General features: G+C 65.9%; 30 protein-coding genes. 20 read left to right on the top strand and 10 right to left on the bottom strand.

The genetic code is table 11. The annotated features are described in order from the left end of the window. Positions 1-90: 90 nt before the first annotated feature. The 6 genes from P0W64_RS21260 (at position 91) to P0W64_RS21235 (ending at position 5,476) form a co-directional block, all read left to right on the top strand. A complete protein-coding gene (locus P0W64_RS21260) occupies positions 91-1,212 on the top strand; it encodes a hypothetical protein (RefSeq protein ID WP_275482180.1) in 1,122 nt (373 codons plus the stop codon). 42 nt (positions 1,213-1,254) lie between these two features. After that, positions 1,255-2,334, top strand: a complete 1,080-nt coding sequence (locus P0W64_RS21255; RefSeq protein ID WP_275482179.1) for a recombinase family protein — start codon at positions 1,255-1,257, stop codon at positions 2,332-2,334. Between the two features lie 180 nt (positions 2,335-2,514). After that, complete coding sequence (locus tag P0W64_RS21250; RefSeq protein WP_275482178.1) at positions 2,515-4,227, top strand: hypothetical protein; 1,713 nt, start codon at positions 2,515-2,517, stop codon at positions 4,225-4,227. 149 nt (positions 4,228-4,376) lie between these two features. Then, positions 4,377-4,526, top strand: a complete 150-nt coding sequence (locus P0W64_RS21245) for a hypothetical protein (protein ID WP_275482177.1) — start codon at positions 4,377-4,379, stop codon at positions 4,524-4,526. 282 nt (positions 4,527-4,808) lie between these two features. Then, positions 4,809-5,021: a hypothetical protein gene (locus P0W64_RS21240; RefSeq protein ID WP_275482176.1), complete on the top strand. Its 213-nt coding sequence runs from the start codon at positions 4,809-4,811 to the stop codon at positions 5,019-5,021. Between the two features lie 20 nt (positions 5,022-5,041). Further along, entirely contained in the window at positions 5,042-5,476 is a 435-nt protein-coding gene (locus tag P0W64_RS21235; protein WP_275482175.1) for a hypothetical protein, read from the top strand. Between the two features lie 61 nt (positions 5,477-5,537). Here P0W64_RS21235 and P0W64_RS21230 read toward each other — a convergent pair whose 3' ends face one another. Then, positions 5,538-5,684 carry a hypothetical protein gene (locus P0W64_RS21230; protein WP_275482174.1) on the bottom strand — a complete coding sequence of 49 codons (147 nt, stop codon included), beginning with the start codon at positions 5,682-5,684 and terminating at the stop codon, positions 5,538-5,540. A 588-nt stretch (positions 5,685-6,272) separates the two neighbouring features. On the opposite strand from P0W64_RS21230, the gene P0W64_RS21225 reads away from it, so the two are divergent. The 7 genes from P0W64_RS21225 to P0W64_RS21195 all read left to right on the top strand — a co-directional run bounded on the left by P0W64_RS21225 (position 6,273) and on the right by P0W64_RS21195 (position 9,425). Beyond that, positions 6,273-6,422 (top strand): hypothetical protein, encoded by a 150-nt coding sequence (locus tag P0W64_RS21225; RefSeq protein WP_275482173.1) that lies wholly within the window; start codon positions 6,273-6,275, stop codon positions 6,420-6,422. An 814-nt stretch (positions 6,423-7,236) separates the two neighbouring features. Continuing rightward, the gene (locus P0W64_RS21220; protein ID WP_275482172.1) at positions 7,237-7,440 is read left to right on the top strand and encodes a hypothetical protein; all 204 of its coding nucleotides are present in this window, start codon (positions 7,237-7,239) and stop codon (positions 7,438-7,440) included. Beyond that, the gene (locus P0W64_RS21215; protein ID WP_275482171.1) at positions 7,433-7,624 is read left to right on the top strand and encodes a hypothetical protein; all 192 of its coding nucleotides are present in this window, start codon (positions 7,433-7,435) and stop codon (positions 7,622-7,624) included. Before P0W64_RS21220 ends, P0W64_RS21215 begins: the two co-directional genes overlap by 8 nt. A gap of 15 nt (positions 7,625-7,639) precedes the next feature. Beyond that, positions 7,640-8,179, top strand: coding sequence for a hypothetical protein (locus P0W64_RS21210; RefSeq protein ID WP_275482170.1), 540 nt, complete (start codon positions 7,640-7,642; stop codon positions 8,177-8,179). 36 nt (positions 8,180-8,215) lie between these two features. After that, positions 8,216-8,473: a polymer-forming cytoskeletal protein gene (locus tag P0W64_RS21205; RefSeq protein WP_275482169.1), complete on the top strand. Its 258-nt coding sequence runs from the start codon at positions 8,216-8,218 to the stop codon at positions 8,471-8,473. Positions 8,474-8,501: 28 nt separating this feature from the next. Beyond that, the gene (locus P0W64_RS21200) at positions 8,502-8,852 is read left to right on the top strand and encodes a hypothetical protein (protein WP_275482168.1); all 351 of its coding nucleotides are present in this window, start codon (positions 8,502-8,504) and stop codon (positions 8,850-8,852) included. 51 nt (positions 8,853-8,903) lie between these two features. Next, positions 8,904-9,425 (top strand): hypothetical protein, encoded by a 522-nt coding sequence (locus P0W64_RS21195; RefSeq protein ID WP_275482167.1) that lies wholly within the window; start codon positions 8,904-8,906, stop codon positions 9,423-9,425. A gap of 248 nt (positions 9,426-9,673) precedes the next feature. On the opposite strand, the gene P0W64_RS21190 is transcribed toward P0W64_RS21195, so the two are convergent. The 9 genes from P0W64_RS21190 to P0W64_RS21150 form a co-directional block, all read right to left on the bottom strand. After that, on the bottom strand, positions 9,674-11,422 hold the full coding sequence (locus P0W64_RS21190) for a tryptophan 7-halogenase (protein ID WP_275482166.1): 1,749 nt from the start codon (positions 11,420-11,422) through the stop codon (positions 9,674-9,676). A gap of 793 nt (positions 11,423-12,215) precedes the next feature. Then, entirely contained in the window at positions 12,216-13,388 is a 1,173-nt protein-coding gene (locus tag P0W64_RS21185) for an ATP-binding protein (RefSeq protein WP_275482165.1), read from the bottom strand. A 280-nt stretch (positions 13,389-13,668) separates the two neighbouring features. Then, positions 13,669-14,223, bottom strand: a complete 555-nt coding sequence (locus tag P0W64_RS21180; RefSeq protein ID WP_275482164.1) for a hypothetical protein — start codon at positions 14,221-14,223, stop codon at positions 13,669-13,671. A 4-nt stretch (positions 14,224-14,227) separates the two neighbouring features. Then, positions 14,228-15,370, bottom strand: coding sequence for a hypothetical protein (locus P0W64_RS21175; protein ID WP_275482163.1), 1,143 nt, complete (start codon positions 15,368-15,370; stop codon positions 14,228-14,230). Positions 15,371-16,009: 639 nt separating this feature from the next. Further along, positions 16,010-16,294 carry a hypothetical protein gene (locus P0W64_RS21170; protein WP_275482162.1) on the bottom strand — a complete coding sequence of 95 codons (285 nt, stop codon included), beginning with the start codon at positions 16,292-16,294 and terminating at the stop codon, positions 16,010-16,012. Beyond that, positions 16,291-17,502 carry a DUF1173 family protein gene (locus P0W64_RS21165; protein ID WP_343232891.1) on the bottom strand — a complete coding sequence of 404 codons (1,212 nt, stop codon included), beginning with the start codon at positions 17,500-17,502 and terminating at the stop codon, positions 16,291-16,293. The genes P0W64_RS21170 and P0W64_RS21165 overlap by 4 nt, the downstream gene beginning before the upstream one ends. A 5-nt stretch (positions 17,503-17,507) precedes the next feature. Continuing rightward, positions 17,508-17,984, bottom strand: coding sequence for a hypothetical protein (locus tag P0W64_RS21160; RefSeq protein ID WP_275482161.1), 477 nt, complete (start codon positions 17,982-17,984; stop codon positions 17,508-17,510). After that, the gene (locus P0W64_RS21155) at positions 17,981-18,421 is read right to left on the bottom strand and encodes a hypothetical protein (protein ID WP_275482160.1); all 441 of its coding nucleotides are present in this window, start codon (positions 18,419-18,421) and stop codon (positions 17,981-17,983) included. The genes P0W64_RS21160 and P0W64_RS21155 overlap by 4 nt, the downstream gene beginning before the upstream one ends. Then, positions 18,418-18,951, bottom strand: a complete 534-nt coding sequence (locus P0W64_RS21150) for a hypothetical protein (RefSeq protein ID WP_275482159.1) — start codon at positions 18,949-18,951, stop codon at positions 18,418-18,420. Before P0W64_RS21150 ends, P0W64_RS21155 begins: the two co-directional genes overlap by 4 nt. 796 nt (positions 18,952-19,747) lie before the next feature. Here P0W64_RS21150 and P0W64_RS21145 point away from each other — a divergent pair. The 7 genes from P0W64_RS21145 (at position 19,748) to P0W64_RS21115 (ending at position 26,463) form a co-directional block, all read left to right on the top strand. Continuing rightward, positions 19,748-20,539 (top strand): AAA family ATPase, encoded by a 792-nt coding sequence (locus tag P0W64_RS21145; protein ID WP_275482158.1) that lies wholly within the window; start codon positions 19,748-19,750, stop codon positions 20,537-20,539. Next, the gene (locus P0W64_RS21140; protein ID WP_275482157.1) at positions 20,536-20,883 is read left to right on the top strand and encodes a hypothetical protein; all 348 of its coding nucleotides are present in this window, start codon (positions 20,536-20,538) and stop codon (positions 20,881-20,883) included. The genes P0W64_RS21145 and P0W64_RS21140 overlap by 4 nt, the downstream gene beginning before the upstream one ends. Positions 20,884-21,721: 838 nt before the next feature. Then, positions 21,722-22,624 (top strand): ArdC-like ssDNA-binding domain-containing protein, encoded by a 903-nt coding sequence (locus P0W64_RS21135; RefSeq protein ID WP_275482156.1) that lies wholly within the window; start codon positions 21,722-21,724, stop codon positions 22,622-22,624. Positions 22,625-22,724: 100 nt separating this feature from the next. Continuing rightward, complete coding sequence (locus P0W64_RS21130) at positions 22,725-23,183, top strand: hypothetical protein (RefSeq protein ID WP_275482155.1); 459 nt, start codon at positions 22,725-22,727, stop codon at positions 23,181-23,183. Between the two features lie 397 nt (positions 23,184-23,580). Further along, complete coding sequence (locus tag P0W64_RS21125; protein ID WP_275482154.1) at positions 23,581-23,757, top strand: hypothetical protein; 177 nt, start codon at positions 23,581-23,583, stop codon at positions 23,755-23,757. Positions 23,758-24,277: 520 nt separating this feature from the next. Further along, positions 24,278-24,529 carry a hypothetical protein gene (locus P0W64_RS21120; RefSeq protein WP_275482153.1) on the top strand — a complete coding sequence of 84 codons (252 nt, stop codon included), beginning with the start codon at positions 24,278-24,280 and terminating at the stop codon, positions 24,527-24,529. Between the two features lie 458 nt (positions 24,530-24,987). Further along, entirely contained in the window at positions 24,988-26,463 is a 1,476-nt protein-coding gene (locus P0W64_RS21115) for a ParB N-terminal domain-containing protein (protein WP_275482152.1), read from the top strand. Positions 26,464-26,504 lie beyond the last annotated feature (41 nt).

Raw genomic sequence — 26,504 nt, 5'->3', positions numbered from 1 at the left:
CGCCGATAATAACCGTTATGTCAGGTTACACTTGTCGGACACGACTCTCAACGCTTGACGCAAGCTACCCGACGGCGGACACTTGCGTCCATGACCGGTCAGTTGACAGCCCTGCTAGACCAGCACAAGGCTGCCACAGGCGTCAGTGACGCCGAGCTCGCCCGCCGCATCGGTATCACGCGACAGAACCTCTCCCTATGGCGCGTGAACGGGTTGCGCAGGCTGCCCGAGCGCGAGCACTTGGACGCCGTCGCCACGGTGACGGACCGCCCTTATGCCGTTGTCCTCGCCGCTGCTCTGCACGACACCGGATATGCGGGTGTCGGCGACCGGCCCTACGAGGTCGTGTACGCGGACACGGTTCGCGTCCTCACCGAGGCCGCGCGCCTGACGTGGCCGGCTAGGCGCTTCATCCCCGACGCTGGCTGGGTCACGGACCCGGACGCGACGCCCGAGCCGATCGACTGGGCACAGTTCGTCGCCCACGCGCTGACCGCGGCCGCGGCGAATGTCGGCGGCCTCGATCGAGCGTTGGCCGGGCGCCCTGGATCGTGGGAGGCCGACGGTGTCCGCGGCCTGGTCACCGGCACGGGCGGTGACGACCTCGCTGGCCGACGGACGGAGCCGCTGCAGATCGTCATCAACCCGGACCAGGTGCTCGCCGATCTCGGCTACCTGGCTGTCTACGACGCTTCCGCGCAGGCCCTCGTCGACGAGCGCCGCCAGCACGTCTGGGTCTATACGGCCGTCGCGGAGGGATGGGTGCCCGACTCCCCCGACGCTCCCCCACCCGAACCTCGACCTGCTGATATCCCTCTCGGTAGTCAGATGTACGTCCCGCGCACCGACGACGACGAACGGGCACTCGATGAGCTCGACGACCACGAGAACGCTCTCCATGACCTCGAACTCGACGATATCCAACGCTACGGCCACCGACTGCGACAGACGCTGATCGATCACGCGCACGCCGCCGGCATAGCCGTCGATGTCATTATCGCGCGCGACGACCGGCCCACCCCCGCATCACTCGACCCCGACCTCGACGAGAAAATCGCCGCGGCGGTGCTCGCCACCCCGCTACCATCCGGCCTCCTACCCGAAGACTATCCCGACCAGAAGTTCGCCGACATCGACCGCGCTGCCGAAAGACTCCCCCACCAGCGAGCACGCAGTCGGCCTCCAGAGCTGGCGCCGAGAAAGCCCCGTTGAGCCAGACGCCGCAACGAATCTCGCAGTAGCACAACGTGCCTGGTGATCTGTCTGGTTTCATTGTGTGGAAACCAAGTTCCGGCAAAGGTGCCTTTGTCGAGGCACCGGACCGGCGGCGGCATGGACGGCATGTTGATCGGCTACGCGCGGTGCTCGACCCGCGGCCAAGACCTCCGCGCCCAAGAGTACGAGCTCCGCAAGGTCGGAGTTGCTCCGGATCGGATCTATACCGATTCCGGCTTCACCGGCCGCAACACCAACCAGCCAGGCTTGAAGACTGCCCTGGAAGTCGTGCGCGAGGGCGACACCCTGATCGTCACGAAGCTCGACCGCCTGGGCCGTTCCATCCTCGACCTGCACAACATCGCCAACGAACTCACCGAGAAGGGCGTAAAGCTCTCGTGGGGCGGCCAACACGACGCCAGCAGCGGCCGAGCCGCCCGCTACGTCTTCGTTGTCCGTGGCAAACTCCTGTCCAACGTCACGTTGTTCGACCTGTCCCTCAAAGCGGCCTGCACAGCTGCCGGGCTCGTCGACTCGCGGGGCCGGCAGACCATCACCCCCCACCGCTTCCGCCACACCATCGGAACCCAGCTCGCCGAAGGCGGCGCACGCCTGCAGACGATCATGGCCGTCCTCGGCCACAAGTCCCCGAACATGTCGATCGTCTACTCGACCCTCTCGGACCCGACGGTCAAGCAGCAGTACCAGGACATCATCACCGCCCGACCCGGTCTCGACGTCACGCTCGCCGGGCCCGCCGCCGAAGCACTCAGGGAACACCGTCTGGCGCCGGAAGCCGTATCCTGGCTGCAGACGAACTTTCTCAAGACGGAACTCGAGCTCGGTCACTGCCTGCGACTGCCCGCCGAGGGACCGTGCGAATGCGACCTCATGCTCACCTGCTCGAAATTCCTCACCACCAGCGACTACGCTCCGCGACTGCGCACACGCCTGGCGACCGAACACCAGCTGATGGAGGACGCCCAAGCGCGCGGCTGGGACCGTGAAGCCGAACGGCACCAGCGCACCGCCTACCGAGTAGAAGCGCTCCTCGACGAACTCGGAGACCGCCCGACCATAGATGTGCCGGAGTGCCGGCGCGTGGAGGAGACCGGATGAACACCGCGATGCACTTCATCCATTGATGGACGACTCACCGGCGCGCGTACCATCCCTCCTGTTCAACATCGATCCGCCGACGCCACCGACCTCGACCGCTGTTGCGAGGCTTGACGGTTTGGCATCGTTATTCTGGCAAGGCTGGACTAATCAGGCCGTGTACGGAGTGGAGGGGCCCGCTTGATCGAGTGGGATCGCATCAAGCAGCACAACTTCGACCGGGTCGTGGAGGTACTTCTGCGGCGACGTTTCGGTCCTGACCGTTGGCCTGGGGACGCCGCGGTTACTGCGTTCGACGGCCGCGGAGGAGATGGCGGTCGCGACGTGCTCGTCCAGGAGGGGAGGACGACGACGATCTACCAACTCAAGTACTTTCCCGAGGGGTTTTCCAGTGGCTGGGCGAAGTCGCGCCGCCCTCAGATCAAGGAGTCGTTCAAGACTGCACTTGATCACGATCCAGACGTCTGGGTTCTGGTCGTTCCCGCCAACCTCACCCCGACCGAGCGAGACTTCGTGACCGGTCTGACGGTGGCCGATGCGCCACGCCCGCGCATCGAGATCGTCGACCGCACCGCCCTCGACGACATGCTGATCAATGACCCTGACGTTGACGCCTGGTTCCAGCGCGATGTCCTCAAGGAGAACGCAGCCCTCTACAACCGCGAGATCGACAGTCTGCTCCGCCCGGGAGATCTCACCGGCAGGATCCGCGGCCTCGGCCAGATCGTCGACAGAATCAACCCACACTGGACATGGGACTTCCAACGAACCGGCGACGCGGTCATATGCTCGCTTCGGGCGCGGCATGCCAACGCGCACAACGATGCCCCCATCACCGCGCAGATCCGCTTCGACACCCCCGACGGAAGCGTGCAACAAGCACAGGTCGAGAAGTTCCGACTCTACGGTCGCCCGCTCGACGACCCTGTTCACGCCACTGTCACGATCTGCATGCCGGAAGGGCTCGCACTCGGACCGACCGAGAACTTGCCGAGCCAGGTCCGCATTCTTCCCGCCGACGACGGCCCTGCGGACGCAGCCACCTCGATCATCATCGACCTGCTCGACAGCGCGGGCACGAAGATCGCCAGCCGCACCTTCACCGTCCGCCGCATCGGCATCAGCGCCGACGGATACGGCGGCGCCCTCCATGGCGTCGACTCCGCCGGCGTCGTGCACTTCGAAGCGCTCCATCGTTCCCGCACAGATGATTCGATGCTTATCGACGGTGGGTTCCGGTTCTACTCCACTCCGATCGCCGGTAAGTTCCCCGACGAGGTGCTCGACAGCCTGGAATTCCTCGCCGAGCTCACCCGCGCCGCGACGTTGCAAGTGAGCCCTGCTCGCGGCTCAGTCGACGCTGCAGGAACCGTGCAGATGCAAGTTCCCGATGACGCCGACTTCGCGTCTGACGCACGGTTCCTCGCCACCTACGTTCGAGCCCTCAATATCGTGCAACAGAAGGTCCCGCGCGGGCTGCGCATCCCCGCCGAACTCGCGCCTGACGAGGTCGCGACCGTGCGCCTCGCCGCCACCCTGCTCGACAAGAAGAAGGTCGACCTGGTGTGGACCGAGTTCGATGTGGTCCTCTGGCCGAACCTCAACCCCGCCACCTTGGACGTCCTCAACAACGAGCATGGCTTCCAACTGCTCCAAACGCTCGCACTCGAAGTCACTGTCGGCGGCATCACGCACGAGATCGGCGCATACACCCGAATCTTTCACCGCGCTCTCAACGCCGGACAGTCGATCGACGAGCAAGGTCGCCAGGTGGTCCACGTCGTGGCGCACCCGGACAACGACACGATCACTGCGTACTTCGGTCTTCCAGCGCCTGAACGCCCACCGGAGCCTAGGTCACAACTCGATCCGGGTGACAACGGTCTCGACTAGCGGCGCCTGCTCGGACGGGTCGCTGTGACTCAACCGGTGAATCTGTCCACATAATCGAGTCGGACCTGATCCGAGCGAGGACCAGGGAAGGGCTGGCGGAGGCCGGCAGGCAGGGCAGGATCCCTGGTCGTCCGTCGAAGCTGACCGCGTTGCAGCAGAGGCGGCTCTACGACGAGTACGAGTCGGGGAAGTACACCGTCGCGCAGCTGATGGAGCTGTACCCGCTCAAACGCGCCGCGCTGTACGCAACCCTCGATCGGGAGCGAAACCGCCGGGCAGGGCTATCCGGCAAGGACTGAATATTGCCAGCGTATACCTACAGATCGGCTCATCCTCTCGATCCGAGCTCGCGCTATCCAGTCCTGGACCCGCAACCCCGACGACTTCCGCGGGCTCGAAGACATGCTCGACGTCGCCACGCTCTAGGAGCACACGACTGCCGCAGCGCATAGCCTCCGACACGCCCCGCCGAACACGCCGACTACCCGCGCATAGGGCGCACCCAGAAGGTATTGCCCCAATACTCCCCACGTATTATTCTGGCCATACGTGAAGGTCACGTCCGGAAGGGAAACTGATCCGTGAGCAGCTACTCGAAGGTCTCAATGAACCTCTCCGACGAAGTCCTGGGCGCCGCCCGCGACATCGCCGAGCGGGATCACGTGACGCTGACCGAGGTGTTCCGGCGCTCCATCTCCACCCAGGTGTTCCTGGAAGATGCACAGCGCGAGGGCAAATCGGTCATGCTTCGCGACGAGAAGTCCGGGACGCTCGAGCGGGTTCACTTCCGGTAGAAGGGGAAGGGCGCAGCACTATGACTGCGACGACTCGAAGTCATCCGCAGGATGACGACAGCGTTTCTACCCCTGGGTTTTTGATTGCGGAGGTGCCGGCTCCTATCGGCACCTCGGCGACCCGGGGTGACACAGATATTAGGAGTGCAAAGGAGGTAGATCGCGTCATCCCGAATGTCCATGGGGAGGCCATCACCGAGCCTCCCCACGCCTCCTCCAGCCAGGGCCTGGACCGCCCCTACACCACCATCGATAAACGCGAATACCGCATTCGACGTGCCGTCGTCTACTGGTGCCTGGCGATCCTCACCTTCCTCATCGTGACCCCGATCTTCGTGCCAGATCGCCAGGCGTACTGCTGGATGGCCGCCACCGAAATTCTGGTCCTCGTAGGCGCATTCGCCGGCTTGAAGTCCATGGGCGTCAAGATCGTCGCAGCGCAAGACCACAACTAAACCGCAAACACAGCTCGGGCCGCCCCAACACCAGTCGGGGCGGCCCGAGCCACATCAACGCCTACCGCCCGACCGGGCCACCCGCACCCAGGAGCCGCTCCACCATCTCCGGCGTGATCACCATCGGCACCTCATCAGGACGATCCACCTCGACAACCCCGCTCGCGGCCGCAGCCTCGGCATCCTCGAACGTCGACTGATCCGGCAACGCGACCGCGAGCTCGTACCCTGCCTCGGCCTGCCCGTCCAGGAACTCCCACAGCTCCTCCTCGCTGCCCCCGCGTGGGATCTCTATGCACCGCGCCTATATCGACCTCCAGGCCCGCCGCCACAGCAACGCACCGGGATCCGCCAGCCGCGACCGAACCGCCTCAAGCAACCCGACCTCACCGGGCATCTCAGCAACCGCCTGCACCTCCACGGCCGTCAGGTGCACTAACAGCCCGTCCACCGTGCCTTGAGCACTCCGAACCTGACTGCTGACGGCGCGGCGGCCCGCCCGGCCCACCGGGAGGGCGTGGATCAAGACCCCGGTCGTCGGCCCGATGAGCACATCCGCGGGGACCGGCGACCGGCCGCCAACCAGTGGGTGCAGACCTCGAAAAATGTCACACCCGCCTGCGAGAATCGAGCCGAGACCGAAGGAAGGCTGAGAGATGACTCTCAACGAAAACGATGTCCGTGCAGAGCTGCGTCCCTGGAGTGAACTAGACGGGCCGATCCCGCAACGGGTGCTCGACTCTACGTCAACCACGCCGTGCCCTGCGATCATCTTCACCTCGCGAGGGATGCGAACTTGCTCATCGATGCATTCGCCGGCGGCGACATAGATCCGGGATGGAACGACTTCGGCGATGGGAACTTCGGCACGCTTATCACCACCCGCAAGGCCGCGGAGGAAGCCGGCGCTGAGGGATGGCCCTCACCATCTCGGGACACCGAGTAGTCCACAAATCGAACGCAGGGCCGCCCGGCGACGAGCAGCACCAGCTTGTCCGAGACACCTCGTCGGAGAAATAGGATTCTAGAGTCGATGGTATGAGCGATGTGGAGCCGGTTGGGGCCCGCGGCGAGGCGGGCTGGGTTGCGGCGACGGAGGCTGTCGGGGAGCACGTTCGGATGCTCGCGGCGCGGGCCGGGCAGCGGGATCCAGGTGCGGTGTGTGTGGCGGTGGACAGGCGGATGAACTCGCCGGCAGCATACTTGGCCCACGCTGATCGCCTGGTGTTCAATCCGACCTTGTTCTTCGGTGATGGCGCGGCGGGCGCGGAGCGCGCCGTGTTCGAAGCGATGTTGGCCGAACCTGCTGTGCGGGGAACTCTGCTGCATGAACTGGGGCACCGGCATGATCGGGCTGCGTTGGCGGTGTTGCACCGCTGCGCTCGGTGGGGTACAGCGACGCTGCTAGTCGCTATGCTCGGCGCCGCGGCGGGTATGGTTCTGGCTCCGACCGCGATGGCCTGGGGTCCTGTCGGTGGTCTAGTGCTGGTGGCCGGCTTCCTGGGCTTTCTGGTGCACCTGAGCTGTCGCCGCTGGTCTGAGGCCCGTGCGGATCGGTATGCGGCGGTGAGGGACGCCGACGGAGTGCTCGCGTGTCTGAATTTCCTTGAGGAAGCGCAGCAGTCGATGTCGGAGAGGCAGCGGGAGTCGGCGAATATCGTGCATCGCTCACCCGCTGCGCGGCGCCGTCGGCTACACGCTGTCATACAAGAGAGCACGTCCCGTGTTGGCGGCCCGCGTCGGGGTTGAGGAACAACCCGATGGCGTCGGGCCAGGCGTCCGCCGACGCCCGCATCGCGTGGCTCCGCAGTGAGCTCGCGGAGACCGAGGATGAGCTGCGGCAGCTGCAGGGCATCTCCAATGAGATGTGGGAGGCGCAGCGCTTCCCGATGACCTGGGCGGACGCGGAATCGTTGGCTCGCGGCCGCCGCACCGGACGAAACAAGGAGGGTTGCCGTGGCTGATGATGAACGTGCCGAGCGCAGGCGGCCGAGAACCTCCGCGAAGCTCGGGGATCTGACCCTGATCGTGCGGGTCCCCGGGAAGCCGGCCGCCGTCCGCACCTTCACCGCCGCCGAGGCCGCAGAAGCACGGCGGTACGCGGAACAGCACGGATCGACCGTCGAGCAGCTCGGCAGCATCCAGTAAACGGAGGGAACCTGTATGCCTCTTGATAATCCATTCGCCGGGCGGGACCTCGCATCCCTTTCGGACGACGAGCTCGAGCAAGGCGCTCGCTATCGCCGGCTCACGAACGTGATGGCGGCGTTCACCGATCGGGGCTTCGTCACAGATGAAGCTCTCACCGACCTGGTAGACCGCTACCGCTACCCCCTCGCTGGTACCAGCCGGATCGTATTCCTCGCCGAACCTGGAGAACGTGTGCTTAAAGTAGCCATCAGCGCCGCCGGCGCTGTCGAGAACCAACACGAACTCGTCGGTGTACCTGGCATCCCCATCGCTCCCACTACACGCGCGACCTTCACTGGCGTGCGGGATGCGATCTGGATGGATTGGGTCGACGAGATCGACCCAATCCGCGACATCGCCGAGTGTGATTGCGACCGGTACGACTGGATCAGGAAGGTGGACATGATGCAGGTTGGCCGTACGCAAGCCGGTGAAGTTGTCGCCTTCGACGCAGGGCGGGCCGGCGCTGCACACGAGCTCCATCAGCAATGGCGTTCACCGAACCGTCAGTAACGCAACCTGTAGTCCACAAAACGAAGGAGATTCGAAGTGAAGAGTGAGAACGGCAAGATCGAGGATCGAACGATTCTCGACGAGGATCTTCAGTTGGCCGGCTTGTGGGTGGGCGACTGCCGGGTCACCAACGGGGCGCGGCTCGAACTCCTGGGCACTGTCACGGGGAGCGTGATCGTCGACGAAGGCTCGACCGCGCTCATCGCCGGCATGGTCAACGGAGACGTCGTTGCCAACGGGCGCGTGGAGATCACAGGCACGGTGTCAGGCCGGGTGACGGGTAGCGGGCTCTAACGGGTCCGGGAAACGAAGAAAGGCAGCGATGAGCGAACACTTTGAGGATTTCGTTGCGCGCGGTGTGGCTGCCCAGGTGGCAGCAGACCGAGCGATCGGCCTTGCGGTCCCCGATGCAGAGGACGAGGTCAATCAGATCAAGGCGTTCCGCGACACACTCGCGCTCGCGGAGGAGCGAGGCATGGACGAGGATCCAGACAGCGACGTTGGCCTCGCACACCTTCGCGGCATGTTGGCAACGGTCGAGCAGACGGCGGACAGCTTCTCGCCCGCGAAGCTGGGCCGGTGGCTCGGCTGGGTGCAGAGTGCCGTGGTCGCGGCGAAAGTAGGCACGCTCGACGACATGAGGGCGATCAACAATCGCAACAAGGCCGGATAGGTGTCTGGAAGACGAACAGCCAACCGCGACAAGGGAAGGAGGATCGAGAGCATGACCACCATGTACACCGCGATCCCGGTGCGGGAGGTCCCCTACCCGCACGGACTCGGGAAGCTCGAATACAAGGCACTTGAAAATGACATGAAGCGGCTCCTCGGTGACCGACAGACCGATGTCGACACCAACGCGGCCCGGTTCTGGGACACCGACTACCAGACGTTGGTCCGCCGGCACCTTGCTCCCCGGTTCGACGTCGCTGGTGACATCGTTGAGATCGCCCGGGACGCCCTGGTACGCGCTGAGGCGACGGGGGTGCTCGGTGTGTCGTACCGGACCACACACGAGGCGCGCGACAGCTACACCGCTGCGCTACCACCGCGGCCGTATCATCGCCCACCCGGTGCGGCGGGTGCGGTGGATGGGTGGCTGCGGAACCCACCTCAGCTGTACCGGGACTCGGCGGGCACGTTGTCGGTCGGCGACGGCCGACACCGTCTCAGGTATCTCCGGTCGCTGGTACAGCCGACCGACCCGGGATTCCTTGTCCTGGTGCGGATCACGACCGACGAGTAGTCCACGAATCGAAGGAAGACCACGATGAGCGACGAGTACGACACCACCTACGGCGATCCGGTAGGCCGCAGCACCATCGACCGCTACAACGCGTGTCGCGTGCGGTGAGCACACCACCGCCGACCGTGCCTGGTTCGGCTTGACCAGCTCAAAACCGCGCGACATCCACCCCAGCCTGCACGCCGACGCCCGCTTTTCCAGGCTCGATCGAGCTCATCGGCGCCCCTCTTCCGGGCGTGCCGGGCCTGTCACTGGGGATTCCCGGCCCGGGCGGCGTGGGCATTCGGGCCCACGGGGTCGACGCCGGCGACGCCGCTCGGCCGCAACAGCCGCGGCCAGGCCCCGTCGTCGACGTCCGAACCACCGCATCGGTAGACCTCGACGAGGCGCTGCAGCTGTGCGTCCGTGCGCCACCGATCGGCCTGTGCCCGCAGACTCTCGCCCCCGAAGTTGTCGTATTCGGCGATCACGGTCGTCACCATCTGGCCAGCCAGTCGCTCGAGCAGGTCGAGATTGGCGCCGAGTCGGATGCTGAACTCGTCGTCGGACAGAGGGGCGCTCATCCCGTTGTGGAAGAGGGACATGAAGTCGAAGTCGTAGTAGGTGACGAAGTCGTTCGAGTGCTCGCGCGGCTCGGTGTCGTACCACTCTCGGAAGAATCTTTGCACGGGAACGGTGATCGACGACATGCGCGCTAGTTGCGCGACCGTGCGCGGCTCGTCGATCAGGCTGTTGAACTGATCATGGAAGTAGAGCAGGGACGGTACCGCCCAGTACACCCCGGTGTCCCAGATGACCTTCACGCTCATGATCCTCGCGTTGCCCATGATCGGGTACTGGCCCTCGTATATAGGCAGCCACCCGTCCGTGACGAGGAAGAATACGTTGTTGTGCGCCGCGGTCAATTCGGTGACGTCCTCGCCGTCGAGGGACCGGGCCACCAGGTCGGTGATGAAACCGTTGCTCATCGAGATGACGTCGAACCCCGGCGAGTAGAGCGGGTCGAGGAAGATCCCCGCCTCACCCGTCAGGCACCACCTGTCCTCCGAGTACACCTTCTCGCAACCGTACGAGTAGTTCTTGAGGACTCGGAAGTCGAGAAGCTTGTCCTGATGCTCCTGGACGGCCTCAGCGCACTGCGGCTCGTGCTTCCTGAGCCATTCCAGCGCTCGATCGAAGCGGTTGATCTCCCTGAACGGATGCAGGTCGGCGTCGGCCACGATGCCCACGCTGATTGCTTCTGAGGACAGCGGGATGAGCCAGACCCAGTAGCCCTCGCCCATCAAGTGATTGGTCGACAGGTGGCGGCGTCCATCAGTGATCCTGTCGTGCCACTCCTCGTCGGTCGACCACTCGTCGATGTCGATCGGGTGGTCGATCCGAAACCAGGCGGCGTTGACGTTATGTTCGTTGGGTGCCGCGAGCCCCAGTTTCCGCTTCAGGATCGCCGCCCGCCCGCTGGCGTCCACCAGCCAGCGCGCCTGCAGCGCCTCCTCGGACCCATCGCCCGTCCGCACCGTCAGGCGGTGCAGGTCGTCGCCCAGCTCGACATCCGTGATGGTCCGCCCGGTCCACACGCCCACGCCCCTGCTGGAGAGCTCGTCGGCCAGGTAGTTCTCGAATCGCCCGCGGTCGATCTGGTACGTGGCGCCGACATTCGGGCGAGCAGCATGGCCGAGCTCGGCCCGCCGGGCGATATCGCGGTTGTCCCCCTGGCTGAAGAAGAAGCGGAGACCGAACTTGTCGAGCTGTTCTCTGACCATGTGCGTCTCGATGCCCAGCACATCACGCATGTAGCGCGCTCCGATGTCGACGGTCGACTCGCCGACCTTGTGTGCGGCCTCGGGTGCGCGCACCGCCCGCTCGACGACGACGATCGAGGTGCCCGGTCGGGTCCTGCTGAGCTGCATGGCCAGCGTCAGGCCGGCCGCGCCGCCGCCCATGATCGCGACGTCGAACCGCGCATCCGCGTCCGTCGGGCTGGTGGGATTATTCACTCTGTTCTCCTCGAACTTCATCGAATGCGCCAGCGGCCGCCGACTCGGTTGGCGGAGGCTCCGGGGGTTCCTCCGCTGCTCTTCCCAGCGGGCTCCGGGGCTTATAGGGCAGGGGCCGGAGCCCGCCCCTAACTGCGGGCACGCACTGCAGTCACCTGGATCCATGTGTCGTGGGCGCCCGAGCGGCGCGCAGCGGTGCGAAACACACCGGCCGTCGAGACCGGTGAGGCGTGCCCTACGGCCTCAGAACACATGATTCGAAACCTCCACACTCGGCAGGGTCGCCGGCCGCCGTTACGGCCGACTTACCGGGCAGGGAAGGAGTGCCGCCATCCGGCGGGTCCGGCACTCCGTCACTTCAAAAACGTGTTCGCCCACCGTGGCCCGGCTCAGTCACCGTCGCCCGTGGCCTGCGCGCGGCTATATCGGACGGTCCACCGAGCCGTGCGACAGCCGCTCCGGGGATCGGTCCGCGGACGCGCGCAGTGCTGGCAACCGCCATACACGCCCAGCCCGGCGTGTATGAACTTCTCCTCGGTTCAGGGGTCTCCACCCGTGCCGATATTCTCACCGGCTGGGCGCTGCCGCGTTGGGCGGTGGTCTTCTGTATCCGGGCAGTCACCTATCGAGCACACCGCAACGGACATGAGCCGCTACATCGCTGGCAAGCACCACGCCCCAGCGCGCCCGGACTGGCTGGCCGTCGCATCCGGATACCGTCTCGTCGGCCGTCGACGAGCTCATGGAGTACCTGCCGCACATACCCGGACGGTCCCCCGGTATCGCTGCACGCCTACGTGTCGATTTGGCGTTTGATGAAGTCGGCCATGCCGGGAACGGTGAACGCGATCTGCCCGTAGTCCGGAGCGTAGAGCAGTCCTTTCGCGATGAGATTCGCCCGCGCGGGACCAAGTTGCTGGACGGTGCGGTGAAGTCGGGCCGCGACGTCGCCCGACGCACTAGGGCCGTCGCCGTCGTCGGCCATCGCCCGAAGGTAGCCCTGCTCGGCAGGTGTCGCCCGGTCCCAACGCACCCGGAAGAACCCGTTGTCCAACTGCGCTCTGCCCGTGGCGACTCCGAGCACGGCGTCCTGGTGCTCGATCGTGGTCCCCGGTGCCGCGGTCCACGCGCCCTGACCGAATTGCTGCAGGAAGTACGGGTAGCGGCCTGACTGTTCGATCACCTCGGAGACCGCCGCCTGCGCCCACACGACGCCCTCGCCAGTCGCGGGGACTGTCAGCGCCGCCCGCGCGGCATCGTCGTCGAGTGCCTCGACCGTCAAGTACTGATAGCGCTCCGCGTAGGACTTGGCCTCGGCGAGGGCCCGGGGCAGGCTGGGCAGGCCGGCGAACGCGAGCATGAAATGCCACCCATCCTGGGCGGCGGCGTGCGCGAGAGTGCACAGCGCCGTCAGCTCTTCCCTCGTGAGGTCCTGAGCCTCGTCGATGAGGATCGCCAACCCGACACCGATCTCCGCGCCGGCCTCGGAGAGATCCCGCACAAGCTTGCGCAGGTCGGTGTCCAGCCGGCCCGTATCGGCTCCTCCGCCACTCGTGGCATCCAAGTTCACGCCGAACGACCACGTGTTCCCGGCCGGGTCATAGGACGCCTTGAACGACGCTGCTGTCTTGAGCGCCTTGAGGATCCGCCTGCCGATGCCGGGCCGTGCAAGATCAGAGAGCGGCTCATACAACGCCTCCCCCAGCAGCTCGCGCAGCGACCTCCCGGTTTCCGCCTCGATCTGCGCGACGATCCAGTCGTCCGCGGCAGCCATTCGCCGCAGCTCCGTCAGCAGGACCGTCTTCCCCACCCCACGCAAGCCGTACAGCACCACCGGCGGATCAGGCCTGCCGGCGGCGGTCCGACGCAGCGACGTCGACCACTGGGACAGCACATCGTCGCGGCCGACGAGCGCCGCCGGTTTCCGGCCCGCGCCAGGCGAGTACGGGTTCGCCACCGGATCCACGTTTCCTCCACCTCTAACAAGATATAGCTAAGTATAACGACTTACTATACTGCCTTAGATCTCCGTATAACAGACGCCGTCGGCGACCCGCAGCCTCTACCTGCGTGTGCGACCTGCGTGTCGGCACTCATCGCCCGCGACGACACTCCGACCAGAACGCGTCGCACCACACGGATGGGCGAAACTCGCGACGGATCGCCATGCGCAATGCCAGACTTCGCGCGGCCACGCAACTTTTCCCGCCGTCCGTCACGCCTCTATGGCCCGACACCGGTGTCCTCTAAGCGCTTACGGTGAGGACCAGGGTCACCTGTCCCGACGACGTCCTCTTCTGTAGGTAGGCCGCCGCGGCTCCCTGTGAGCCCAGAGATGGGCCTCGCAGCCTGATCTTCGTGACCGCAGTGCAATGCGCGAGATAGCCACGCGCGACGAGCTTGTCCGCGACGCCATCGTTGACCGGACCGTTCACGACCACCAGCGACGGCAGGACGCCCGTCGATGGGGCTGGTGTATCTGTAATGCTCCCGCAGCGGTTCTCCACCGGCGTCGCCTTGCTTCCGGCGTATCGGCGGACGAAGTCCGCGGCCGCCGAATCCGAAGCCGACGCCTGCACCCACACCGCCTCGCCTCCCCCGCCCCACGTCGCCTGAGAGTCCTGGGCCATGGAGACTTTGAACTCCGCCGGGATCGTGATCCCCGAGATCTCAGACGCTCGGGCGACAGCTTTGTCCGGCGCCAATTGCTTCGAGGTGAATTCCGCGCCTCCCGAGCAGGAAACAACTGCTGCGGCCATTCCGGAGAGGAGTATTCCAGAGATGATTCGTGACGACGCCATGATTTTATTGTACGCGTCCAGATGCCGATTGCACCGCACCTGATCCGGTGACAAGGAAATCCTGCGCCCACCCCACCGACTGCAGATCGTGCATCGCGTTCGAAACGCTCCGGTTCTCGTTGGATCCCATCGCCGACGTGTCGAAGTTGTACCAATCGTAGAGATCGTTCCGGTACTGCATCGTGTAAGTGCCGTCCGGGTTCATGTTGATGTTGGTCGCGGTGTTCACGGAGAAACGTCCGAGGGTGTGCACGGCATCAGGGGTACTGGAGCTGGCTCCGACCGCGGACCAGCCACTGTTATCGCTGACCGTCACCGCGTGGCCGGCGGTCACTGCCTGTGAGTGCGCGGCCGCAAGCGCCTGCTGAAGATTCTGCTGGACCTGCGTTCCCGGAGCGTTGATACCGTCGTAGCCGGTCGTCGTCCCGGTGAGCCATTTGTCGACCGTGCTCGAGTCGACCGTCATCGGCTTGCCCGAGTTCCCCAGGTAGTGCCACAGGAACCGGGCCGCATTCGGCTCGTGCTTCCTGAGGAAGTCGAGCTCGGCCGCTTTACCGGTGTCCCGCTTGAACTGCGCCGTCAACCGGGAGGACAACCGCCGGTCGCCGCCGTGTGCCCAATCGTCGTTCTTGCCCGGCGCCGGCGCCGGCGGCAGGCCGGATGCTCCGGAACCTCCGCCGCCGCCCTGCTTGTAGTCCACCGCCGTCAGCTGCGCCGCCAGCCCTTGGCTGGTGGCGTGTGAATCCGCCAGGATCCCCTGCGCCGCTGTGATCCGGCTCGTCAGCGCCTGCAGCAATGCACTTCTGCCTGCCGCAGACCCCGCGTGCGGGCCCAGCGCCGCGATATCGCTCTCCATGCCATGGGACTGAGCGACGACGGCCGACCTCTGCGCGGCGCGTGCCGACATGGCCTGCTGCATCAGCGCTCCGACCTTCTCGTCGGCCGATTCCACCGACCTGCGCACGGACGCATTCGCCGCGCTCGCAGCGACCCGCTGCTCGGACGTCAGGCCGGTCCCCGCCTCATTAGGCATGATCGGGTCCGTCGGCACTCCGGACGGCGCGACCAACGGTTCGCCCGAGCCGTACGCTGCGATCGCGGACTGCATGGCCGCGCGCGCCGCCGCAACAGCCGCTGCGATCCCCACCCGAAGCCCCTCTCGACCCGATGACCGATGCCTTAACGCCTCGGTTCCGAATCGTCATGAAACCACACGGATTGCCGACGAGCCACCACACAGGGGGGTTGATCCACTACTCCGGCGGCCCGCCCGCCCGCGGCGACGCGACCGCCACGATCTCATCCATCGACAGGTTCGATGCCGGACAGATCATCGGTCCCACGCGATGATTTCCGAAAACGGCGATCCGAGCCCCCAGGTCGTCGAAATCCCAATACAACGGAACCCGCCGCCCGCACAACGGGCAACTGTTGTCGGAGGAAAGAGGCCCGCACATACACCGACCATAGCAAGACTCGCAGAAATATGTGAAGAGGTGAAACTTGACTGCCCAACTCGGTCGCGCTTAATAAGGTGAGCGTCTATTCCGTATACGCTGCGTGGCGCAGTGTTTTAATCACGGTCGCGGTGTTCGAAGGGAACTCGACTTGACGTCGCAAGAGTGGCGACCAGACGGGAATTGCTGGACTCCTCGAGCTCGGCCCCGAACCGCGCACCGTTCAGTGACCTCACTCCCCCGTGGCGCGAATCGTCACTGTGACAGGAGATTCACGATCCGGTGGGACCAGTCCCCCGCTGCCGCGACCCCGACCCGGATCGCTTCACTCAACGCGCAGCCGACGAGCGCTTCCCCAGTCCAAGGCCCGCGCGGACCAGCTCGTCGACCACCTGCGCGTCCCCGGCCTCGTACCACGAGAAGTCATTACGACGCGTCCGCCTCAGGCCGCGAACGATCGTCTGAGTCGTCACCCAGTGTCGCTCGCACGGTTCGACGGTCTCCTCGATCTGCACCCCACCGCCATCGACCGCGACAACTCTCGCCCAGCCGGCGACGGCCCCAGCCGCTGCGGTGCGGATCGCAGAACGTAGCTCCGCCCGACCCACTGTCACGATCCGGCACCTCCCGCCGCCGCTGCGCCGCAATCGGGCGCAGAAGGACCAGGAAGACTCACCGTCCCGACACCATCCCACTCCCAGACACGCACGTCACTGCCCACCACAGCCTCCGCGAGGCCCACCGATCCCGGTGCCGTTACCGCAACCGGCGGCACGACATCGGTCAACACCAATACAGCGTGCGGATCCGCCGCCGGCCGGTTGTACCGCAGTGACACCGTGAAACGCCGCTCCCCCGCTACCGCAGCAGCCACCACATCACGAGCAAGGGCCCCTTCCACAGGCAGCCACTCAGGAGTCGTCAGCATCAACGTCAGTTCATGAGCACGAGGCAGCCCCGTGCGTCCCACAGAAAACGTTGCAGCAACCACCAGGTGCGACTGCGGGTCAGCACCCCACAACTCGAGATCGTCGTCGAACCGCCGCACCATCCGCTTATGCAGATCCTCGTCCAAGACGACCGGACAACCCGGCAGGTGCTTGATCGTCATCAGATGGCCGTATCGACCACGCTCGATCTTCTTGACCTCACCGACCAGGACCATGAAGCGCGACACCCTCCCCGGCGTCTCCACCGCCGCGGACCACGCCGCCGTGCGCCGCGCCGCTATCGCAGCCTTGTCATCGGCCCGGAACGGTTCAGGCACCCACAGACGCAACGGAACACCACGCGCGGTCTTGCCCTCCGCGGCGACCCCGAGATGCCATGACACCACACGCCACGACCGCCGCCCCGTCATCCGAGGACTCCACACCGTCAGCCGCGCCTCATCCCACAGAAGATGCAGCAGTCCGCGCAGCGACAACCGGGTACCGTCCGCTTTCACACTTGAACCCGGCGATCCCGCCGCCGCCGGCGGAGCAGCCCGACCAGCCGCACGCGACATCGCGAACCCCAACCGCAAAGCCGTCGAACCGTCCCGATCGGGCACCACCGCACGGCCGAGGACCTCACCTGCACCTGACAGCGCCGGCGGCGGCGACCACGAATCACATCCGACAGCGTGATCATTACCCGTGTTGGGCATGCGCTTCACGACCCATTGCTCTCCGACCTGGGCGATGTACATCGCCGGCCGATGACCAGCCGGTCGGCACCCACACTCCGGCCGCGTCTGGACCTCGTACGCACTCGCAAGCACCATCCGCCGAGTCGCCGCATCCGTCGTCTCATCGATGCGGACCCCGCCGACGAACAGCACATCACTCACAGCACACGCAGCCTCTCGGGTGCAGTCCAGGCCCGGCCGACGACGCCAGGTCCCAGGCCTGGTAGATGAGTCGCAGTCCACCCCGCCAACGCAAGGTCCATCATCCGTGCAGTACGCGCATCGAGCCCCGACACCCGCAGGGCCACCGGCGCGATGAACGCGCCGCCGCGACGCTCGTCCGCCCGGACACATACCCGCATTGATCGCCCCGGCGCACCCGAACTCAGGAGCCACGCCACCTGGTACTGATGACTACGGCACCCCGGTTCGAACCGAAGCCACACCGCACCGTCGACCCAGGCGCTGACGTCCTCGGCTACCCAGATCGCCAATCCGTCGTTGGTCGGATCGAAGCCGATAGGAACCGCCGCGAACGGATTGGCGATCGGAAGCGACCGCAGACGTCTGTACAGCGTCCACGGCAGAAGTTCTGCAGCTGTTCCTCGAGGATCCACGATGTGGTGCCCACTCACGACTGACTCTCAACGTCTGCAACGACTCGCCCGTCGGGAAGAGTCCTAATCAGGTGCCCGCGCTGATCGACGCGCTCGATCACACCGCCCCGGCGACGCACCACCCCGAACGGCACCGTCACGTGGGCGTCATGCGATGTCGCGCGGCGCAACCACGCCGAAGGGGCCATCGTCGACGCGAGGACGCCGTACCCGAGAAGCCGTACCACGGCCCCGATCCGGCCTCGAACAGCCTGAACCCTGCAGGCCCGCCGGTACGAGCGCCAAGCTCGTGCGGAGGGACCGCTGCGATGCGACCATCGCCCGGAGACCACGCCCGCCGCAGCCAAAACACCACCGACGACCATGGCGACCGCAGAAGCCGTGAGGACACCACACTCGACCGCGCACGCCCCCACCGTCGTCGCAGTACCGGCGCCCCACTGCGCCTGGCTCATCGCAGCCACCACTGCCGAAGGCATGAGGCCGCGATCCACGACACGATCAAGGCCCATACATCCCCGGCCATGAGCATTCCGAACCCCGCTAATGCAGCGCCGCCGGAACGATTCGTCACCAGGATCGCCGCGACCATCGTCACTGCGACGGCCACGACGGTGCCGATCAGAATCGTGGTCATCCACGGAGCGACCCGGATGTCCGCGACGATCAGCGACACCACCAGGACGAACCCGGCCGCAGCCATCGCAGCGCACAGACCGGCAGTCCATAGCATCGGAAGCCCGGAACCGACCACCGACGCCGCCACCGCGGCCGATACGCCCACCGCGACCGCGCAACCGAGCGCCCCGGCTACTACGAACGGAAGCCGCACCCGTGCACACCGCGGCGGAAGCGCCGCGGCCATCTCCGAATCGAAGTCGTCCCCGAGTCGGCGAGGAGGCTGCGCGTCATCCGGCCCGCCCGGTTCCAAGTCCTCCTCCCCCACCACCGCTTCCACATCCGCGTCGATCGTGTGACGAGTCATCGCGGCACCACGGGGGTCGCGGAGCACCGCGCACCGCCGACCGACGGCCTCGGATCGCGTGCCTGGATCTCTGGATCCGCCGGGGCCGGCCCAGGAGGAGGCAGCACCACCACAACCGTGGTGCACACATCCCGCGGCGGAACCACGACCACCAACGCCGGACGCGAACGGCGGCCGTGATCGAGACGCAGCCCGTCCGCGTGCGGACCACGCGGAAGTGCGGCGTGGCAGCTCCGCCCAGGTGCAGCAGACCGAGGACAAGGCATCGACCCCACAGGGCCGCTGGGACTCGCGTACGCGGCGGCAGCCGGCGCGAATGAGAACCCCAGCACTCCAACACCCACCGCCATCGCAGCGATGCGGCTCCCCGATCGCGTTCTCGTCGTTTTCGTCTTCACGGGACCTCTCCTTCGATTCTGGTCTGACAACCCCCTGAACTGCACAGTCGCACCGACACCATGGCGTGCACCACACTTGCCCCCATGCGTCACGCTAGCTCTGCTAGCGCGGCTAGCTAGCAGAGCGAGACAGGGGCCGCTCGCTCCTGATGCTTGCCTAGCTATGTCGACTCGCGTAGGCACGCTAGCTATGGTCACTGCCATAGCGAGCCTAGTTCTGAGAGCTATCCGAGCTGATCTAACTAGGGGCGCTTGGGTAGCGCAGAGTGCTATACACACAAGCCGTGCTAGCAAAGCTAGGCGAGCTAGCTACGTGAGTATTGCTAGGTTCGCAACACCTGCTAACCTAGCAGCGAAGGCAATCAGTGCTAGCGGTGCTATCAGGGGAGAAGGTGTACGTGAACCAACCGAAAAAGCTGGCCGTCGCCAACGAGAAGGGTGGGGTAGGCAAGACCGCCACCACCACAGGCCTCGCCTCGGCCATCGCCGAACTCGGACTCGACGTCCTCGTCGTCGACATGGATCCACAAGGGAACGCCACTAGCGGTCTCGGGCTGGACGTGACCGACGACATGCTGACCACCTACGACTTGATGCGCGCCACCGTCCGCGGCCGCGCCGCCGAAGCGATCCAGGCGACACCCTGGGAACACGTCGACGTGATCCCCGCATCGAAGAACCTCTCCGACACCCAGGCCGATGGCGCCAACGACCTCATCTTCCGCCTCGACATCGCCTTCGAGGGAGTGGACCTGAGTGCCTACGCCCTGGTTCTGATCGACTGCCCACCCACTCTGGGCAAGCTGCTCTACGCGCCGCTGTGCGCCGCCGACGGAGTCATCGTCGTAGCCGAGCCGACCATCGACGGGGTGAGGGGTGTGTCGGACATCGAAGAGACCATCGCCAACGTCAAACGCCGCGCCAACCCCCGCCTGGAACTCACGACGATCGTCATCTCCCGCGCCCGTCACAATGGCGAGCACGACTTTCGAGCGGGGGAGCTGCGGGCCGCCTATGGGGACACCGTCGCACGCACCGTCATCCCCGACTACGCGACCCGGCAGGACGCGCACTCCGCCCACACCCCCATCCATCAGATGAGAGGTGGCAAGAGCATCGCGCTCCAAGTCGCCTACTCGGACCTGCTTGCCGAGATCACCGAGACGACCAGCGAAGGAGCCTCCGCATGAGCATCGATCGACAGCCGGCGATCCGGCGGCCGCACCCGGCCGCGAACCTACCCAGCCGAGACGAGGCCGTCGAGCACAAGTCTGCAGGCCCCGCAGCGCCCGCCACGGCATCCTCCGCAACAGCAACGGGAACGGACCCCCTGTCCATGGGCTCGCCCTCCACCTCCACCAACGAGGAAGAGAAGTTCAACGAGCAGCACAACGTCCGCATCCGGCCAAGCACCCGCCGCCGTGTTCTCCGAGCCGTCGATAGGCTCCGGTACGAGACCGGCGACCGCACACTGTCCATCGCGCTCGCGACGGATCAGGCTCTGATCGAATGGTGCGAGCACCGCGGATGCTAGCCTAGCTAGCATACCTAGCACCACTGCTAGCGTGCCGCTCACCAGCACCGACAGCGGCAAGGCTTGGGGGGAGTACTGCAATAGGTACTCCCCCCAAGCCCGTCTTCAAAACCATGCACCCTCGACTTCGAGTGACAGGCAAAGCTCTCGGAACAACCAACCGTGCGCCAAGACGGCCCACACGCCTGTCCCTGGCCAGGCGACGAAAGAACCGGCATGGACAGGACAGATCCGTCCCCGGGGCCGCGCCCGCGAACGCATGATCTGGCACGACATCGGCGTCCTATTCGGAGTCCCCGCCGACGGTGCCCGAAACTCGCCGACAAGTGGGCCGACGCCGACACCGCAGCTCGGCGCGAACAGATGTCCCTGTGGTGACCGAAGCGGGCCTCCACGAACGGCACGGTGACGACAGCGCCGGTGGCGAATAGTCGTGCTCGTCGCTCCGGGCCCGCCAGCGGAGGACGCCGATCTCGGGCACCTACTCGACACGTGAAGACCCCCGGAGAGGGGCCGCCCGGACGAACCCCGCGGCGGCCCCATTCACCGGTTCATCACGCACGCGCGACGAGCGAAAGAAAAACAGAGACACGGCTTCGCCGTGTATCGAGCGCCTCCGGCGCACCACCCCACAGTCCCCAGGCTTCGCTGACCCCTTCCATTCTTTGCGCTCCACTCGATCGGCGCAAGGGGACGAAAAACAAATTTCCTCCCTGCGGGCCGCTGCGCTGGAAATTTCTTTTTCTCTCCGCCCCTTGCGCCTCCTCCCTCCACGCATTCATGGCAGGTGTAAGCGAAGCCCGAGACCTCAACGCCACCGGAAAGGACATCGACCGCCATGAGTGCACACACCGATACGAACAAGAGCACCCGCCGCAACAGTCGCACACCCGCCGAACGCGCCGCCGCGCGGCGCGAGGAGGCCAAGCAGCTGCAAAGCAGCATCGCCGAACAGGTCGCGACCCTGACCACCTCCGACGACTGGCGTCTGTTCCTGGACTACTGCCGCAGCTTCCACCGCTACAGCTTCAACAACGTGATCTTGATCTGGCGACAGTGCCCGACCGCCAGCCGCGTCGCCGGATACCGCAAGTGGCAAGAGCTCGGACGCCAGGTCCGCCGCAACCCCACGCGGATCCGGATCTTCGGATACAGCAAACGCACCATCACCGAGACCGATCCCACGACAGGGGAGGAGAAGACCCGGACCCTCGTCACCTACCCGCCCACGTCTGTGTTCGCGTTCGAAGACACCGTCCCCATCGAAGGACACCCACTCGCTCACATCGAGGCCGAGCACAGCCCCGACCTCGAAGGCGACGACCCCACCGGCATCACCGACCAACTCACCGACTGGCTCACCGCATGCGGATTCACCGTCGGCCGCGGCGACACCGACGACCCGGACACCTACGGGTTCACCGAATGGAAGACCCGCCGTGTCATCGTCCGCGACGACCTCGAGCCCGCCAGCGCCGTGCATGTCCTCATCCACGAGGCCGCCCACGTGCTCATGCACGACCCGGCCGGAGACGATCGCCCCGCAGACAAGCGTCAGATCGAAGTCGAGGCCGAATCAGTCGCCTACGTCCTCGCCGGACTCTGGGGCCTGGACACCAGCAAGGCTTCCACCCCGTACATCGCCGGATGGTCCGGCGGCGACGCCGACCTGATCGCCGCCACCGGCGCCCGAGTCCTCAAAGCCGTCGACACCATCGACAAGGCCCTCACAGCCCCCTGAACCCGCCCGGGGCGGGCCCGCACACCACGGCCCGCCCCGGAGCGCTCCACCAGCTCCCCGACCACACGCAATACTCGAATCCCACACGGAGACACCGAACATGCGCACTCACTTCTGGACCCCGGCACTGGACATCGACGACGACCTCACCGTCTACCGCATCGCCACCGCCGACGCCGCCCTCGCAGCCGAGACCGGCAGCTCCAACCCCACCGCCCACGACCTCGGGAACCACGCAGCGCGCGCCGTCGCCGACACTCTCGCCGGACCCCTAGAATGGTTCACCATCGCCACCAACCCACGCGCAGACGGGCACCGCTGGCCCGCCCTGCACCTCGAACACGACGCATGGAACGGCGCCGACATCCCCACCGTCACCGAACACATCCTCGCCGAGATGCTCCGCACCATCGGCATGCACCACTGCCGCACCGAAACCGGAATCACCATCGATCCCGGCGACCAGAACCTACGCCTGACACACGTCCCCGGCTGGCCGTACGTCTATCGCCTCGACATCGGATGGACCTTCGTCACCGCCGACCCTCCAGCGCCTTAGCAGAACAACGAAACCAGCGCCCTCGGAAACGGCAGAGAAAGCCGCACGAGGGCGCTGCAATTACCCGACGAACAGTCTTGTAAAACGTCGAGAAAACCCGGTTCAGAACGTGCGGCACCGCCACAATTCCTATATAATTAAAATGCCGGGGAAATCCCCCGGCACAGGAGAAAGGGGGGTTGGTATGACCACTATTGTGGCGATCACCGCCCTGATCCTGTCCCTACCCGGCGCGATCGACAACGCCTTCAAGGTGTACGACCGCATCCGGCAGCTCCGCGAGGACCGCCGGAACGAGTAGGGGAAAGGGTCACCCCCGGCGGAGAACCTAAGTTGGACGCTTACAACTCCGCCGGGGGTCTCCCAACAGTGTACGACCACCAGGAGAGGACCTGCAATGTCGAACCGAACCGCAGCGGGAACCGTTGCAGCGCCCCTGCTCCTGCTCGCAATCCTGCTGTGCATCGGCGCACCGGGCTGGACCGTCGCCGTCATGGCGCTGTTCGTGCTGTTGGCCGCCGCCGCAGCCGCCTTGCCCCACATTCACCCGCGCGCACCTCGTCACCGCCGCTGAACCGCACCCCGCGCTTGACACCGTCGCCCCAGGCCTTCGCAAGGTCCGGGGCGACGCGCTGCTCCCACCAACCCGCCGGGCGGGGCGCAAGTCCGCCCTAGAGGTGGCCCGGCGACTGCGTCGCCGCCCCTGTACTGAATGGTCGCGCTCCGCGCTCCGAAACCACCCCCCAACCCCCGCCAGTGGGGGAGCAGCGCGGCGACCGTGGTCGGTCCCGGCACGTGGCCGGTGACCGTGGCCGGGTCGTCGAAGGCGTGTTGCGTGGGGGAGCGCGCGACGCACCCAGTGTGACCGACGAGGACCCCGACCCGGTCAAGCTCCGTTCGCTTTCGGGCCCGCGTGTTCTCCACTCGCTGCGCTCGCTGCGCCCACGCGTCACCGGCCGCTTTCAACCCGCGCTCGCTGCGCTCGCTGAAATCGGCCTCCAGCCCGGCTCTCTCCCGCTTGACCGGCCCACCCCGCCGGTCCATCTGTGTGCAGTCACCCGCCACCCCGGCGGGCCAACACTCAGGAGCACACCATGTACCGGTTCTACGACTACGGCATAGCGATCGACAACGAACCCACTTACAGCGGGCACCTCATCGCCGACCCCGACACCGACGTCCTCGCGGCCGCCATCACCGACTACGCCGAGCACCCCGGCGTAACCGTCCACTGGACATCCGGCCGGGACCACCTCGCCTTCGGCATCACCACCGAAGGGCACCAGGCCCTCCTGCTGGTCATGCCCGCCGAAGACGCCGACCTCGGCCGACTGCTCGACACGTGAACAGCTTCTCCGAGTGGGTCGCCCCTGACCACAGCGAGGCGGTCCACTGCTCCGATCCCGCCACTCAATGCGCACCTGCTCCTCACCTGGTGCCGACATTCCGGACCGCACTCGTCTTCCACACCGCCTTTCATGCACGGCGCCGAACAACAGTTTCGGCGAATTCGGAACGCCTAGAACGTGGTCGCGATAACCAACGAGGCTGATTAAAAGGCAGTCGAAATCACGACGGGAAATGTACTCGAAACACCATTTATCAGGGACGTCAATTCTTTAAAAAACATTCCCGAAAAGGTTGCCTGATACCGCCGCTACCACCTATAATAGAAATAGGTTGGAAACGAAAGGGGGAACATTCATCCGAGGCGACAGAAAGCCTCACCCAGTACACGAAACGAGGGTCGGAAAGCGGCAACTTCCCGACCCTCAACACTCAACACCTGAAAGGGTACACCACAGTGACCGCAACACTCAACACCCACGACGCGGACCTCGCCGTCGGAGCCACCTACCAGCTCCCCGTCGAGGACCTGGCCCTGGAAGACAACATCCGGCTCGACACCAAACTCGACGACCCCGACACGGTCGCCTTCGTCGAGTCCGTCGCCGACTGCGGCGTCCTCACTCCGCTGCTCGGTGTCCGTGACCTCACCGGACAGGTCGTCATCCGCGACGGACAACGCCGATACCTCGCCGCCCGCCGGGCCGGCCTCAAGACCGTCCCCGTATACATCCTCGCCGACGACAGCGAAGGCGACGACCGTGCCGCCCGCCGGATCGAGCAGCAGCTGCTCACCACCAACCGCGCCGACCTCACCGAAGCCGAGGTAGTGCAGGCCGTCGACCAACTGAGCATGTTCGGTGTCCCCGCCGACAAGATCGTGCAACGAACCGGCGTACACCGCAGCCGCGTCGACGCAGTGCTCGCCACGAGGGGCAACGAACAGGCCCGCGAGCACGTGGAAGCCGCGCAACTGACCATCGAACAGGCCGCGACCCTCGCGCGATTCGACGGCGACGAGGCGGCACAGCGGCGGCTACTCGCCGCCGCCGAGCGGGGCGACTTCGCTCACGAAGCAGCACGGATCGACCAGGCGATCCAGCAGGCCGCCGCCCGTGCCGCCGCCGTCAAGCCCTACGAGGAACAGGGCATCCACGTCCTGCCCCGCCGCCCATTCAGCTCGTACGCCTCCGGCGTCGTCGACCACTGGGACCGGGACACCCACGACCAGATCAAGCTCTACCCGCTGCAGAACTACCTCACCCCGGGCGGCGATACGGTCAGCGTCAGCGACATCAGCCCGGCGAACCTGTGGGTGCACATCGAACCCGGCGACACCGCCGACGACTCGTGGACCGTCGAGCAGGCGTTCACCTGCGACCCCAAGGCCGACAAACTGCGCAAGCGCCCCAAGGCCAAGCCCGACACCAAGATCGACGAAAAGGCCGCAGCCGCCGCGCGGCACGAACGCAAGCGCAAGATCGCGCTGAACAAGGCCGCCCTCGCCGCCGAAGGCCCACGCCGCGACTTCCTCGCAGCACTGGCCACGAAGAAGGCCCCGCCCAAGGGAGCCGCACGATTCCTCGCGAACACCATCGTGCGGGACGCCACCGGCATGGGACACCACGCCACCACCGCCCTCGCCGCCAAACTGCTCGGCAGCAAGGACACGTGGAGCCTGCGCGGCGCGATCACCAAATCCACCACCGACCAACGTGCGCAGGTGATCGCACTCGTGATCGCCCTGTCCGCCTACGAGCGGACCTACCACAAGGGCGCATGGGACCACGGCGACCGCTCCGGATTCACGGAGTACTTCACCTACCTCGAATCCATCGGCTACCAGCTCGCCGAGGTCGAGACCGTCATCACCGGCAAGCGCACCCCGGACCAGGCGTACAAGCTCATCGCCGACGCCGACAGCAAGGAATAGCACCAACCGGTGTGGCCCCCCCCGCCCACCCCCGGGGGGGG

It is taken from the genome of Tsukamurella sp. 8F, assembly GCF_029167375.1.
Lineage (GTDB): Bacteria > Actinomycetota > Actinomycetes > Mycobacteriales > Mycobacteriaceae > Tsukamurella.
Note: the sequence above shows the minus strand (reverse complement) of the source record. Positions and strands in the feature narration are given on the sequence as shown.